This is a genomic window from Providencia sp. PROV202 (assembly GCF_028479565.1).
Classification (GTDB): domain Bacteria; phylum Pseudomonadota; class Gammaproteobacteria; order Enterobacterales; family Enterobacteriaceae; genus Providencia; species Providencia zhijiangensis.
This window is the reverse complement of record NZ_JAMPNV010000014.1, coordinates 174056-189224: the sequence shown is the minus strand read 5'-3', so window position 1 is coordinate 189224 and position 15169 is coordinate 174056. Positions and strand designations below refer to the sequence as shown.

The window sequence follows — 15169 nt, the reverse complement described above, 5'->3', positions numbered from 1 at the left end:
AATTTTGCATTATCATACTATCCATTCTGCTTTTGTGCATAACGATAAAGAGCCTAACAAGTTGCTAACTACGTTTATTCCAGTTTTGATATTATACTGGCGAAAACGGGTTGGCTAAGATAGTCTTTGAGCGTTTGCCGACTGTGCCCATTTGACGGACTCCCTATTTAATGATGAAGAAAAGTTATCCCACAATAATCGCCACCATGGTATGGGCGGCTATTTATAGCCAGCAAGCACATGCTGATCTTGCAGCACAATGTATGCTTGGGGTGCCTGTTTATGACAAACCTATTATCTCTGGTGATCAAAATAGCTTACCGATTGAGATTCAAGCTGACGACGTCACAGGGGAATACCCTAATTTTGTCGAATATACTGGTAACGTTGATATTCAGCAGGGCAACCAGACTCTCACAGCAGATAACGTTAAACTGACACAAACCCAAAAAGAGGGTGAAGAACCGGTTCGTGAAGTGACGGCGACGGGGAATGTTCATTACGATGACCCTCAAATTATCCTGAAAGGCCCTTCCGCGTGGTCAAACTTAGATAATAAAAATACTGACGTTGATGACGGTAACTACATGATGGTAGGTCGTCAAGGTCGCGGTGAAGCGAAAAAAATGAAAATGCGGGGTGAAAACCGCTATTCCATTATGGAAAACGGGACTTTCACCAGTTGCTTACCGGGCAGTAATACATGGAGCGTTGCAGGCTCTGAAGTGATTATTGACCGCGAAGAGGAAGTCGCAGAAATTTGGCATGCTCGTTTCCGTATCGCCGATGTGCCGGTGTTCTATAGCCCATATATGCAGTTACCGATTGGTAGCAAACGCCGTTCTGGTTTCTTAATCCCCATGGGCAGCTATTCAAACAACGACGGGTTAGAGTTCACGCTGCCATATTATTGGAACATCGCGCCAAATTACGATGCCACAATCACACCTCAATTTATGACCCACCGAGGCGTTAAATTAAATAATGAATTCCGTTATTTAATCACACCAGGTACGGGCACCATGGCATTCGACTTTATTAATCACGATCGTGCTTATATTAAAGATAAAGAAAATGGTAAGCGTGATGCTCGTGACAGCGATGACCGTTGGTTATTCTACTGGCGCCACTCAGGTACCTTTGCTCAGCACTGGAACTTTGGTGCCGACTACACCAAAGTAAGTGACCGCCAATACTTTACTGACTTTAGCTCTCAGTACGGTAGCACCACTGATGGTTATGCCACGCAGAAATTTAACGTCGGCTATTCGGATACCAATTGGAACATGAAAGTGTCTCACAAGCAGTTCCAAGTCTTTGTTGATGACCCGAACCGTCGTGCTTATAAAGCTGAACCGCAAATCGATTTTAACTATTACCAAAATAACGTCGGTATGTTGGATTTCCATACCTATGCACAAGCGGCCCGCTTTACCAGCGTGGGTGAAAATAACCCAGATGCGACACGTTTGCATATCGAGCCAGAAGTCAGCATGCCACTGTCTAACGGTTGGGCCCAAATGAACAACAGCATCAAGCTGATGGCGACGCATTACGACCAAGATATTCCTGATGTCAAAAAAAATAGTAGCTTAGATAAAAATGTCACCCGCGTGCTGCCAATGTTTAAGAGTGATGCGAAGGTGGTATTTGAGCGCGACTTATTCCAAGGCAGTGATTTTGTTCAAACTTTAGAGCCACGAGTTCAGTATTTATATATTCCGTATAAAGATCAGGACAATATCAATAACTACGACTCCGCACTATTACAGTCTGACTATACAGGCCTGTTCCGCGATCGTATTTATAGTGGTTTAGACCGTATCGCTTCTGCGAACCAGTTCACCACCGGTTTAACCACCCGTATTTATGATGAAAATTTAGCTGAACGCTTCAATTTCTCCGTCGGGCAAATTTACTATTTAGAGCGCCCACGTGCAGGTAATTCAAACCTGAAAATCGATGATAAGAGTGATACCGGTTCATTAATGTGGGCAACCGATGCTATGTGGCACATTGATGAAAACTGGGGGGTTCGTGGCGGATTACAATATGACCGCCGCCTTGGTAGCGTCACCATGGGGAACGCAGTTACTGAATATCGCTTTGATGCCGATAGACTGATTCAACTGAATTACCGTTTTGTTGACCGTGACTATATTCAAGCAACGTTCCGCCGTGAAGATACTGCGGGTGGTTATACCTACACATTACCAGAATACCAACAAGGTATTTCACAAGTAGGCACCGTGGTAAGTTGGCCATTAAGTGATAACTGGGGCTTTGTCGGTTCTTATTATTACGATACCAAACAGCAACAATCCGCCAGCCAGCTTGTCGGATTACAGTACAATGCCTGCTGTTGGGCGGTGAATTTAGGGTATGAACGTAAGATTGTGGGTTGGCAAAAAGAGAAGTTCAACAGCGAATATGATAATAAATGGTCAATCAACGTGGAACTTAGAGGCCTAAATAACAATCATAGTTTAGGTAGTCAGGAGATGTTGAAACAAGGTATTATTCCTTATCAACGTGCTTTCTGATAACAAACAACATAACGATCACGATTAGCCCGCATATGCGGAATAAAAGTCAATTTTATAGGACCATTATGAAGAATTGGAGAACGCTTATTCTGGGACTGATGTTCGCAAGCTCTGCAAGTTTAGCTGCGCCACAGCAAATGGATAAAGTGGCTGCGGTTGTCAACAACGGAGTTGTACTTGAAAGCGACGTCCAGAATATGATCAATACAGTGAAGTTGAATGCACGTAATGCAAATCAACAAGTTCCTGATGATCAAACCCTGCGCCAGCAAATCATCGACCGTTTGGTTATGGATAACATCATGTTGCAGATGGCTAACCAAATGCAGATTAACATCCCTGAAGAAGCCGTGAATGCGACTATCGCGGATATTGCTCGCCAAAACAATTTAACCTTACCGCAGATGGAAAAACGCCTGACTGCGGATGGCATCAATATGGGCAAATACCGCAGCGAAATCCGTAAGGAAATGCTGTTAGCGGAAGTGCGTAACAACGAGGTTCGCCGCCGTATCACCATTTTGCCTCAGGAAGTTGATGCATTAGCTGAGCAAATGGATTCTCAAATGAATGCTCAGAAAGGCGTAAATTTAAGTCACATTCTGATTCCACTGCCAGAGAACCCAACGCCTGAACAGTTATCAAAAGCAGAATCGTTAGTTGATAAAATCTTAACTGACCTGAAAAAAGGCTCTGATTTCGGTAAATTAGCGATTGCTTACTCTGCTGACCCTCAAGCACTGAAAGGTGGAAACATGGGTTGGTCACGTCTGCAAGAGCTGCCAGTGGTCTTTGCTGATCAACTGAAAAACTCGAAGAAAGGCGATATCGTCGGTCCAATTCGTTCTGGTGTAGGCTTCCATATTTTACGTGTTAATGACGTTACTGGTGATACTCACCAGCCAATTTCTGTCACCGAAGTGAAAGCGCGTCATATCTTACTGAAATCATCACCAATTATGGATGATGCAACAGCAAGACAAAAACTGACTCAACTGGCTCAAGAGATCCGTAACGGCAGAATTTCATTTGAAGAAGCGGCTAAAGAGAACTCCGAAGACCCAGGTAGTGCATTAAAAGGTGGGGAATTAGGCTGGAATATGCCTGATGTTTACGATCCAGCATTCCGTGATGCACTGATGAAACTGAAAAAAGGTGAAATCAGCCAACCTGTACCTTCAAGTTTCGGCTGGCACTTAATTCAGTTAGAAGATACTCGCAGTGTCGATAAAACCGATGCCGCGAAGAAAGATCAAGCGTACCGTTTACTGTTCAATCGTAAATTTAACGAAGAAGCGCAGACTTGGATGCAAGAACAACGCGCTGCGGCTTATGTGAATATCGTTGATGGTCGCCAAAGCCAATCTAATGATGAACAAGCAAAATAAGCCAATCGTCATCACCCCCGGCGAACCTGCCGGGGTAGGTCCAGATCTTCTGATCCAACTTGCTCAGCAGGCATGGCCTGTCGAGCTTGTGGCTTGCGCAGATCCAGACCTACTTCTTCAACGCGCTAAAACACTCAATTTACCATTAACCTTACGTGGATATGATGCAAAACAGCCACAGACTTCTGTCGCTGGACAATTGTCGATTGTTCCCATTTCACTGAGTGTACCGGCAGAAGCTGGAAAACTCGATGTGCGTAATGGTGAGTATGTTACTGAAACTTTAGCTCGCGCTTGTGATGGCTGTTTGAATGGTGAATTTTCTGCCATCGTAACGGGGCCTGTTCACAAAGGCATTATTAATGACGCGGGTATTCCATTTAGTGGACATACCGAATTTTTCGCAGATAGAAGCCACTGCGACCGCGTTGTGATGATGCTCGCCACACAAGAATTACGTGTCGCTTTAGCGACTACGCACCTGCCGCTAAAAGATGTCTCCGAGGCAATTACCCAACAAAGCTTGCATGAAGTGATCACCATTTTGCATCATGACCTGCAAACCAAGTTTGGCATTGAAAACCCGCACATTTATGTTTGTGGGCTTAACCCTCATGCCGGAGAAGGCGGACATATGGGAATGGAAGAGATTGAAACCATCATTCCAGCCCTAGAAACCTTACGTAAACAAGGCATTAACTTAATCGGGCCTTTACCCGCAGACACGCTTTTCCAACCTAAGTATTTAACCGATGCGGACGCCGTATTAGCGATGTATCACGATCAGGGGCTACCTGTGTTAAAATATCAAGGTTTCGGCAGAGCGGTAAATATTACCCTTGGTCTGCCATTTATCCGTACTTCCGTCGATCACGGCACAGCGCTTGAATTAGCAGGTACGGGTCAAGCCGATGCGGGCAGTTTCATCACCGCATTGAAATTAGCTATCCAAATGACACAAAAGAATTCATGAATAATCGAGTCCATCAGGGGCACCTTGCCCGCAAACGTTTCGGGCAGAACTTTTTAACTGACCAATTTATTATCGACAGCATTGTAGATGCAATGCACCCACAACCAGGACAAGCCATTGTAGAAATTGGTCCGGGTCTTGGTGCATTAACTGAACCTGTTGGTAGCCGCATGGATAAAATGACGGTTGTCGAACTTGACCGCGATCTTGCCGCTCGTCTGCACGTCCATCCACAACTGAAAGACAAACTGACCATCATTCAGCAAGATGCGATGACCGTAGATTTTGGTGAACTGGCGAAACAAGCTGGACAGCCAATACGCGTATTTGGTAATTTGCCTTATAACATCTCAACACCGTTGATGTTCCACCTGTTTACATTCACCAATCAAATTTCCGACATGAATTTCATGTTGCAAAAAGAAGTGGTTAATCGATTGGTGGCAGGTCCAGGAAGTAAAGCTTTTGGTCGTTTAAGCGTAATGGCGCAATATTACTGCAATGTTGTTCCTGTGCTTGAAGTCCCCCCTACCGCCTTTGCACCACCACCAAAAGTAGACTCTGCAGTAGTAAGATTGATCCCTCACAAGGAAAATCCATACCCAGTGAAGGATATTAAAGTATTGAGCCGTATTACGACTCAAGCATTTAACCAACGTCGTAAAACTATCCGCAATAGTCTTGGGGATTTATTCAGCGTTGAGCAGTTAACCGAACTGGGTATCGATCCAGGAACACGTGCTGAAAATATCTCCGTTGAGCACTATTGTAAGATGGCAAACTATCTGTGTAATTTATCGGAATAGAGAATCTGAGGAGGCACTATGCTGAATGATCCCAATGTGAGCATCCAAGTTCAAAGTGTCTACATAGAAAGCCAGTCCCAGCCCGACATTGCTCGTTTTGTCTTTGCGTATACTATTTGTATCCGCAATTTAGGGCGAATTCCTATACAGCTAATGAGCCGTTACTGGCTCATTACCAATAGTGATGGCCGTAAAACTGAAGTGCAAGGTGAAGGCGTGGTGGGTGAACAACCCGTTATCCTACCGGGCAAAGAATATCGCTATACCAGTGGTGCAATATTAGAAACGCCAATGGGTACGATGGAAGGCTATTACGTTATGCTGAGCGATCAAGGAAATCACTTTCATGTTGATATTCCTGCATTTCGTCTCGCAATCCCAACACTGATTAATTAATTATGTCCACATATATTGTAGGTGATATACACGGTTGTTATCGTGAGCTGCGAGAGCTTCTCGATAGCGTGAATTTCGATCCACAGCAAGATACATTGTGGCTAACGGGTGACCTTGTTGCTCGTGGGCCCGATTCATTGCAAGTCTTACGCTATGTGAAAAGTTTAGGCTCATCAGCACGCCTAGTGTTAGGCAACCACGACCTACATTTGATTGGCATCTACTGCAAAATCAGTCGCAATAAGCCTAAAGACCATCTTGATGAGCTACTCAATGCGCCCGATATCGATGAGCTAATCAACTGGTTACGTCGTCAACCACTTTTACAAGTCGATGAAGAGCAAAAAATGGTCATGACCCATGCTGGTATTACGCCGCAGTGGGATCTTGAAACCGCAAAAATGTGCGCTCGCGAAGTGGAAGCCGTGCTTTCTAGCGATGCCTATCCGCTGTTTATTGACTCTATGTATGGCGACATGCCAAACAATTGGTCTGAAAGTTTGATGGGACTAGCGCGTTTGCGCTACAGCACCAATGCCCTCACCCGCCTGCGTTATTGTTTTCCAAATGGGCAACTGGATATGATCTGCAAAGAGAGCCCAGCTAAAGCGCCTGCGCCACTGAAGCCATGGTTTTCTCTACCTAGTCAATTCCCTGAAGATTACGCTATTTTCTTTGGCCATTGGGCATCACTGGAAGGCAAATTTACACCAGAACATGTGTATGCAATGGATACGGGTTGCTGCTGGGGAGGGGATTTAACGCTGCTTCACTGGGAAACTAAAACATTCCATAGACAGAAATCCCACCAAAAACGTCGCAAAGAGTGAGTGTTTTCTCTAGAAACCAGCATGATAGATAGCAAAATGGCACCTAACAGTGCCATTTTTGTTGACTAGACCAACGACGGTTAAACGCGACGAGTCAGAACTTCAATGCAGAAACCGTGGCTATTCGCTTCGTCTGCTTCATGATATTCAGTAAAAATAGAGTCCCATTCATCAGGCTCGTAAGCAGGGAAATGAGTATCCCCAATCACTTCAGCATCCACGTGAGTCAAATAGAGTTTATTCGCCATTGGCAGGAATTGTTGGTAAACCTTACCACCACCAATCACCATAATTTCATCAGCACCTTCAACTGCCTTCGCGGCCTCTAATGCTTCTTCAACTGATTTAACCCAAATAACGCCAGTTTCTGTGCCTGCTTGACTGCTCAAAACAATGTTGACACGCTGCGGTAAAGGACGACCTAACGCTTCATAAGTCACACGTCCCATAATCACAGGTTTATTCAATGTTTGACGCTTAAACCACGCCAAATCACCTGGTAAATTCCAAGGCATCGCATTTTCCATGCCGATAACCTGATCGAACGCCATTGCTGCGATTAAGCTAATATTCATCTAACCACCTTAGAAACGAAATATAAAAATTGTGCACACTATACGGAAACAGACATACTTCGTCGACTAAATTTAATCTTCCTTAAATACCACTCAATCCCTTATACTCGAACGACTCAAGTCAATGCATAAACGATGTTTACAACGCTTTTAGTCCCTTATTACTCAGTTTAGTTCAACCTAAAATAAAGAGATTACATTATGTATCAGACCAGTATCATGGTCGCGACGATTGCCGCCCTTGGCATGATCTCACCGGGTCCAGATTTCTTTTTAATTATCAAGAATGCAGCGCGTTACCAACGTTCCGCAGCCATGATGACCGCCCTCGGTATTATCGTTGCTATTGCACTTCATATGTCTTACTGCGTGGCTGGGCTTGCCGTGTTGATCACCACAACACCATGGTTATTTAACATTCTTAAATATGCTGGTGCGGCGTATTTAATCTGGATTGGGATTAAAAGCCTAATGCCGCAAAAAGCACAAGGCGTAGACTTAACTGCCAATCAGCATGAGCATGTCACATTCAAAAAAGCCTTTATGCAAGGTTTCTTGTGTAACGTCTTAAATCCTAAGGCAACTTTATTCTTCTTAGCGATTTTTACTCAAGTGCTTAATGTGGATTCGACATTCTCAGAAAAGCTCTGGTTCGCCTTTATTATTTGGGGTCTTGCAGTGATTTACTGGCCAATTTTAGTGTGCTTAATTCAAAGTGCACCCGTTAGAAAAGGGCTAGCGAAAGTACAAAAATATGTGGATAAAGTCCTAGGCGTGGTGCTAGTCGCATTCGGTATACGCGTAGCATTAAGCTAATTTTCAAAGTAAAAAAGCCCGCTAATTGCGGGCTTTTTTACAGACTTTCAATTAGTTGCTACCATCTTCAGGTGTAATAACCAACTGCCCCGCCGAGCCTAAATCTGCTTTTTCGAGGTTTTGGCTATAAAATAGGAATGGGAAATGGTTGTAAGACGGTTGTAGCATCTGCACAAGTAGCTCACAGCGCCCATCAATCCAAACGGTATCTTTCCATCCAAAGTTATCTGGTTGAGCCGGCTGCCCATTACAGTTGATCACTTTAAAGCGAACACCTTCAATGTGGAAAGATTGAGGCTGTTGGCTACTCACATTCCAACGTTCCCAACTGCCTTGGCGAGAAGTAATATCCACACGCCCCGTCTCCAATTTCACGCCATTGATACCTACAGGATCATTTAGCTGGATATCACGGTTAGTAATCGAAGAGGTAATTTGTGTTGTATCCAAGACTAATTGTTTTGGAACATCGTCCGTCACCAATGACATTAATCCCGTCGCTTTAATGGTTAATATGTTGGTGGAAATTAAATTATTCGACGGTTCAAACAACCCTTTAACGCGATCCATCAACGAAGCAGATTCCCCTGCCGTAATGGTCAGTTCAGCCGTTTTCGCCATATCAATTAGCACTTCACGGCGTTCTCCCGGTGCAAGTGAAAGTTCTTGAACGCTGGCAGGCACCGTGAGCAATCCTTGGTCTGACGCTATCATCACGAAAGGACGACCGTCGCTGATTTTCATTACATAGCGTCTGGAGTTAGAGGCATTTAATAATCGTAAACGCACCCAACCGCGAGACACTTCAATATAGGGATCTTGCACCCCGTTAACCACTAATGTATCCCCGAGGAATCCATTCTCATCCATGTGATACTCAGGAACGCCAAAATTATCCAAACGTTTGTCTTGAATAATAATCGGGAAATCATCTACGCCGTAATGTTTCGGTAGACGTAACTCTTTTGTGGAATCATCATCAATGATCCACATTCCCAGTAAACCATTGTAGATTTGCTGCCCCATTTTACCTTGGGTATTCGCGTGATACCAAAGCGTGGCCGCATTTTGGCGAATAGGGATCACGGGAGACCAATCTGCATTTGGTGAAATTTGTCTCGCTGCACCGCCAATTTGCGTGCCGGGGATCTGCAACCCACTGATCGTCATTGAAACGGCATCAGGTAATCTATTGCTATAGATTAACTTGAGATCATCACCATTTTTTACGCGAATAGTGGGCCCTGGGTAAGAACCATTAATCCCTAAAACTTCCGCTGAATATTTACCATCGAAAGACCAATGGATTTTTTGTAATGTTAAAAAGAGTGGCTGTCCCGAACGGGATTCTAGCAACGGTGGAACAGGGAGTGCGGTCGTTCCTTCTGCACTCGCATAAGTTGATAACTGCAATAAGCACACAGCCAACCCGCTAATCAGCAATGATCGGCAACGACTGAATAACATAGATTCTCCGCTAAATAAAAACCAGCAAATTATTTTAATAAATCATTATAAATTAGTGACTTATACGATTATTTTTAGGTGCATGCTGGTAATACCACTATTTGGAATTCAATAATTTATCTTGCGACAAATTTGCGAGCCATCATATCGCGAAAGGACATGGAATTCTAAAAATATATGTATCAATAATTGAAATATAATAAATTTGAATGGTAATAATTATGGATGAGATTAAGTAACGGCGGGAATAGGGTAATAAAAGTCTCACAGTGAAAATGACATAGCCAAAATAACACAGAGGGAAGTTTTGAATGAACGTCCCTCTGCCAATACCAGTAAACTTAGTAAAATCATTGAGTTTAGTAAAATTATTGAGACTAGCGTTTATTCAACTCTTCAACTTCTTTATCTAACTCTTTGATTTTCGCCTCCATCAAATCATGGCAATATTCCGATAGCTCACGAACCTGGTCTTTAGAGTATTTCGAGGTATCAATCGGATCCAACATTTCAATAATCACATGACCATTATTCCAACGGTTCAAGCTGATTTTGTTCTGTGTGGTAGACACACACACAGGCACAATTGGTACGCCAGCAGCAATCGCAGCATGGAATGCACCCGTTTTAAATGGCAGTAAGCCTCGGCCACGGCTACGTGTTCCTTCAGGGAACATCCAGACTGAAATCTTACGAGATTTAATCTGCTCAGCAACTTGGGAAATGGTGTTATGCGCTTTCGAACGGTTGCCACGATCAATCAAAATATTTCCCGTGATCCAATACAAAAAGCCAAAGAATGGGATCAAAACAAGGCTCTTTTTACCCACGGTAACGGTTCTTGGTTGAACACCATTCGACATCGTGACCATGTCATAGTTATTTTGATGGTTACCGATATAAATACTTGGACCGTAATCCTTCGCTTTTGCCGGAACGCGGTCAATCATTTTAATACCGAACACATGGGACAAACGCCCAAACATACGACCAAACGTCATCACATGTCTTGGATTACGTGGGCTAAATAGGCAGTAGATACTACCGCCTACACACACAAAAATCGTAAATATGATCACAATGATAGCTCTAATTAGCGCTAGCATAATATTCCTTAACTTATGAAAAGGGCTTTAACCAAGCCCTTGAATTATTGTTATTTTTACTCTGTATCCACAGAATCAACATCAATACGTTCAATGTTATGTAAACCACGCGGTAACGATGTTCCTTTACGCCCACGTTCTGCACGATATTTCTGTAAGTCTTCTGATTTAAATTTCAGTTTACGCTTACCAAAATAGAGTGTGATCGAGGCTCTAGGTGGGATCACCATTAACCAAACCAGTAAGTCTTCACCACTTGCGGCTTGCGCCCCTGTGATGTTAATGATTTTATTCCCCTTCCCTTTGGATAATTGAGGGAGGTCAGACACAGGGAATAATAACATACGACCGGCTTTCGTGATGGCTAATAACAAATCTTCTTTTTCGTTATTTAGCTCAATCGGCGCCATGACTTTTGCATTTTCAGGCAACGACATCAAAGCCTTACCGGTTTTATTCTTCGTCACCAAATCATTAAAGGTGCAAATAAAACCATAACCCGCATCAGACGCCATTAAGTATTTCTGCTCTTCCGGCGCCATCAGCACATGCTCAATCGTCGCCCCCGGTGGAAGTGTTAATTTCCCGGTTAACGGCTCACCTTGGCTACGTGCAGAAGGTAATTCCAGCGGGTCGACAGAATAGCTACGTCCTGTGGTATCAAGGAATACCGCCGCTTGGTTAGACTTACCACGGGCAGCGCCTTTGAAGCTATCCCCCGCTTTGTAGCTCAGATTACTTGGCTCGATATCATGCCCTTTCGCACTACGCACCCAACCCATGTCCGACAGGACGACAGTAATCGGCTCCGATGGCAGAATTTCATGCTCGCTAAGTGCTTTGGCCTCTTCACGCTCTTGCAGTGGTGAACGACGATCATCACCATAAGCTTTAGCATCTGCCTGAATTTCTTTTTTAATCAACGTATTCAGACGAGCTTCTGAGCCTAAAATAGCTTGTAGCTCATCGCGCTCTTTGGCTAATTCATCCTGTTCACCGCGAATTTTCATCTCTTCGAGTTTCGCTAAGTGACGCAGTTTTAATTCTAAAATCGCTTCGGCTTGGGTATCGCTAATATTAAATCGCGACATTAAGACGGCTTTTGGTTCATCTTCATTACGAATGATTTCAATCACTTCATCGATATTCAAATAAGCGATGAGTAAACCATCCAAAATATGCAGGCGTCTTAATACTTTTTCTAAACGGTGGTTTAAGCGATTACGTACCGTTTGACGACGATACGTGATCCACTCGGTGAGGATCTCCACCAGCCCTTTCACTGCCGGACGGTTATCTAAGCCAATCATGTTTAAGTTAACACGGTAGCTTCTTTCAAGATCTGTCGTTGCAAACAAGTGGGTCATCACTTGATCAAGATCCACGCGGTTGCTGCGCGGAACGATCACTAAACGCGTTGGATTTTCATGATCCGATTCATCACGCAGATCTTCGACCATTGGCAGCTTTTTCGCGCGCATCTGGTTCGCAATCTGCTCAAGGATTTTAGCGCCGGAAACTTGATGAGGCAGCGCGGTGATTACCGCATTACCGTCTTCTTTTTCCCATACCGCACGCATACGCACTGAGCCACGACCGTTTTGGTAAACCTTACGGATATCTTCCGGTGAAGAGATAATTTCAGCTTCCGTTGGGTAATCAGGCCCCGGAATAAACTGCATGATCTCATCAAGATTTAACTTTGGTTTTTCCAGTAGCGCCACCAGCGCACTTGCTACTTCGCGGGCATTGTGTGGTGGAATATCGGTCGCCATACCCACGGCGATCCCCGTAGTACCATTTAATAAAATATTTGGCAGACGGGCAGGCAACATTTTCGGCTCATTTAATGTGCCATCAAAGTTAGGTACCCAATCAACGGTACCGTGGCCTAATTCGCTTAACAGAACTTCTGCATATTTTGATAAACGAGATTCGGTATAACGCATCGCAGCGAAGGATTTCGGATCATCCGGAGCCCCCCAGTTACCTTGACCGTCAACCAAAGGATAACGGTAGGAGAATGGCTGCGCCATTAACACCATCGCTTCATAACAGGCGCTATCACCGTGTGGATGATATTTACCTAATACGTCACCGACGGTTCTGGCTGATTTCTTATATTTAGCCGTGTTGCTCAGCCCCAATTCGGACATGGCATACACAATTCGGCGCTGAACAGGTTTAAGTCCATCGCCGATAAATGGCAACGCTCTATCCATGATGACGTACATCGAGTAGTTCAGATAGGCGTTTTCAGTAAAGGCATGAAGCGGTAAACGCTCCACACCGTCATGAGTAATTTCACTCATTCAATACGTTCCTTACTCTTATTCATCCGATTATGATCAGACCTCAATTTCTGCCGTATCGCCTTTTTCTTGCAGCCAGTTACGACGATCTTCCGAGCGTTTTTTAGCTAAAAGCATGTCCATCTTCGACATGGTTTCTGTGTAATTATCATCATCGATAGTTAACTGAACGAGGCGGCGAGTATTTGGATCTAACGTCGTTTCACGCAATTGTGGCGGGTTCATTTCACCCAGTCCTTTAAAGCGCTGGACGTTTGGTTTGCCTTTTTTACGGCTTAATCTTTCCAATACCGCATTTTTTTCACTTTCGTCTAATGCGTAGTAAGTCTCTTTGCCTAAATCGATACGATACAGTGGCGGCATTGCCATATAGACATGCCCCTCTTTGACCAATTTAGGGAAATGGCGCACAAACAAGGCACACAACAATGTGGCAATGTGCAGTCCATCGGAGTCCGCATCCGCGAGGATACAGATTTTTCCGTATCGTAGCTGAGAAATATCTTCGCTATCAGGATCCATACCAATCGCGACAGAAATATCGTGAACTTCTTGGGAGGCTAAAACCTCGTCAGAAGAGACTTCCCACGTATTAAGGATCTTACCGCGCAGCGGCATGATGGCTTGATATTCACGATCACGCGCTTGCTTTGCCGACCCACCCGCAGAGTCCCCTTCCACTAAGAACAGTTCTGTCATGGAGAGATCTTGAGAGCTACAATCCGCTAATTTACCCGGCAATGCTGGGCCACTCGTAAGTTTTTTACGCACCACTTTTTTCGCCGCACGCAGGCGACGCTGGGCACTAGAAATCGCCATTTCAGCCAATTGCTCAGCAACTTGGACATTCTGGTTTAGCCATAAGCTAAAGGCATCTTTCACCACACCAGAAACGAAAGCCGCACATTGACGGGAAGAAAGGCGCTCTTTAGTCTGCCCTGCAAATTGTGGATCTTGCATTTTCACCGATAAAACATAGGCGCAACGATCCCAAATATCATCCGCAGATAACTTCACTCCGCGCGGCAAAATATTACGGAATTCACAGAATTCACGCATCGCATCGAGTAAGCCTTGGCGTAACCCATTAACGTGAGTACCACCCTGCGCTGTTGGGATCAAGTTAACATAACTTTCAGTCAGTAGCTCACCACCTTCAGGCAACCATAATAGCGCCCATTGAGCGGCTTCAACTTCAGCAGAGAATTCACCCGTAAACGGCTTGGTAGGCAGTGCTTCAAAGCCATCGACCGATTCCATCAAGTAGTCGGTTAACCCATCGCTATAGCACCAGCTTTGCTCAGTTTCATTGAGCAGATCCTTAAACGTAATTTGTACGCCAGGGCATAAAACGGCTTTTGCTTTTAAGTTATGAGTTAAACGCGAAACAGAGAAACGCGGGCTATCAAAATAGCTTTCATCAGGCCAGAAATGGACACTGGTTCCGGTGTTACGTTTGCCACAAGTACCAATGACTTGTAAATCTTCGACTTTTTCGCCATTTTCAAACGCAATTTGATAAACCTGACCATCACGACGCACTGTGACTTCAATACGCTTTGATAACGCATTGACCACAGAGATACCAACACCGTGCAAACCACCCGAAAATTGATAGTTTTTATTGGAAAATTTTCCCCCAGCATGCAGTTGCCCTAAAATCAGCTCAACCGCGGAGACTTTCATTTCTGGGTGGATATCAACAGGCATACCACGCCCATCATCAATCACTTCGAGGGATTGATCGGGGTATAAAATCACTTGGATGTGTCCGGCATGTCCAGCTAAGGCTTCATCGACACTGTTATCAATTACTTCTTGAGCCAAATGGTTCGGTCGGCTGGTGTCGGTATACATGCCAGGACGACGGCGAACAGGCTCCAAACCACTGAGAACTTCAATGTCCTCTGCGTTATAACTAGATTGAGTCATGTTGTCATTCTGCGGTAATAGA

12 protein-coding genes are annotated in these 15169 nt (G+C 44.4%); 7 read left to right on the top strand and 5 right to left on the bottom strand.

Annotated elements, in window-relative coordinates:
- Positions 1–173: 173 nt before the first annotated feature.
- From lptD to apaH, 6 genes are all read left to right on the top strand, one after another.
- Positions 174–2543: an LPS assembly protein LptD gene (gene lptD, locus PR799_RS11355; protein WP_272522127.1), complete on the top strand. Its 2370-nt coding sequence runs from the start codon at positions 174–176 to the stop codon at positions 2541–2543.
- Between the two features lie 68 nt (positions 2544–2611).
- On the top strand, positions 2612–3934 hold the full coding sequence (surA, locus tag PR799_RS11350) for a peptidylprolyl isomerase SurA (RefSeq protein ID WP_154627677.1): 1323 nt from the start codon (positions 2612–2614) through the stop codon (positions 3932–3934).
- Positions 3915–4907: a 4-hydroxythreonine-4-phosphate dehydrogenase PdxA gene (gene pdxA / locus PR799_RS11345; RefSeq protein ID WP_272522078.1), complete on the top strand. Its 993-nt coding sequence runs from the start codon at positions 3915–3917 to the stop codon at positions 4905–4907. The genes surA and pdxA overlap by 20 nt, the downstream gene beginning before the upstream one ends.
- A complete protein-coding gene (gene rsmA / locus PR799_RS11340) occupies positions 4904–5713 on the top strand; it encodes a 16S rRNA (adenine(1518)-N(6)/adenine(1519)-N(6))-dimethyltransferase RsmA (protein WP_036956293.1) in 810 nt (269 codons plus the stop codon). The genes pdxA and rsmA overlap by 4 nt, the downstream gene beginning before the upstream one ends.
- An 18-nt stretch (positions 5714–5731) precedes the next feature.
- A complete protein-coding gene (apaG, locus tag PR799_RS11335; RefSeq protein WP_036956291.1) occupies positions 5732–6109 on the top strand; it encodes a Co2+/Mg2+ efflux protein ApaG in 378 nt (125 codons plus the stop codon).
- A 2-nt stretch (positions 6110–6111) separates the two neighbouring features.
- Complete coding sequence (gene apaH / locus PR799_RS11330) at positions 6112–6939, top strand: bis(5'-nucleosyl)-tetraphosphatase (symmetrical) ApaH (RefSeq protein WP_154627679.1); 828 nt, start codon at positions 6112–6114, stop codon at positions 6937–6939.
- 80 nt (positions 6940–7019) lie between these two features.
- On the opposite strand, the gene folA is transcribed toward apaH, so the two are convergent.
- Positions 7020–7514, bottom strand: a complete 495-nt coding sequence (gene folA, locus PR799_RS11325) for a type 3 dihydrofolate reductase (protein WP_036956287.1) — start codon at positions 7512–7514, stop codon at positions 7020–7022.
- A 201-nt stretch (positions 7515–7715) separates the two neighbouring features.
- On the opposite strand from folA, the gene PR799_RS11320 reads away from it, so the two are divergent.
- Positions 7716–8330, top strand: a complete 615-nt coding sequence (locus PR799_RS11320) for a LysE family transporter (RefSeq protein ID WP_154627680.1) — start codon at positions 7716–7718, stop codon at positions 8328–8330.
- 51 nt (positions 8331–8381) lie between these two features.
- Here the strand turns inward: PR799_RS11320 and ftsP are convergent, their stop codons facing one another.
- The 4 genes from ftsP to parE all read right to left on the bottom strand — a co-directional run bounded on the left by ftsP (position 8382) and on the right by parE (position 15147).
- Positions 8382–9797, bottom strand: coding sequence for a cell division protein FtsP (gene ftsP, locus PR799_RS11315; RefSeq protein WP_154627681.1), 1416 nt, complete (start codon positions 9795–9797; stop codon positions 8382–8384).
- A gap of 377 nt (positions 9798–10174) precedes the next feature.
- Positions 10175–10903, bottom strand: a complete 729-nt coding sequence (locus PR799_RS11310) for a 1-acylglycerol-3-phosphate O-acyltransferase (RefSeq protein WP_154627682.1) — start codon at positions 10901–10903, stop codon at positions 10175–10177.
- A 56-nt stretch (positions 10904–10959) separates the two neighbouring features.
- Positions 10960–13215, bottom strand: coding sequence for a DNA topoisomerase IV subunit A (gene parC / locus PR799_RS11305; RefSeq protein ID WP_036956278.1), 2256 nt, complete (start codon positions 13213–13215; stop codon positions 10960–10962).
- 36 nt (positions 13216–13251) lie between these two features.
- Positions 13252–15147, bottom strand: coding sequence for a DNA topoisomerase IV subunit B (gene parE, locus PR799_RS11300; protein ID WP_154627684.1), 1896 nt, complete (start codon positions 15145–15147; stop codon positions 13252–13254).
- Positions 15148–15169 lie beyond the last annotated feature (22 nt).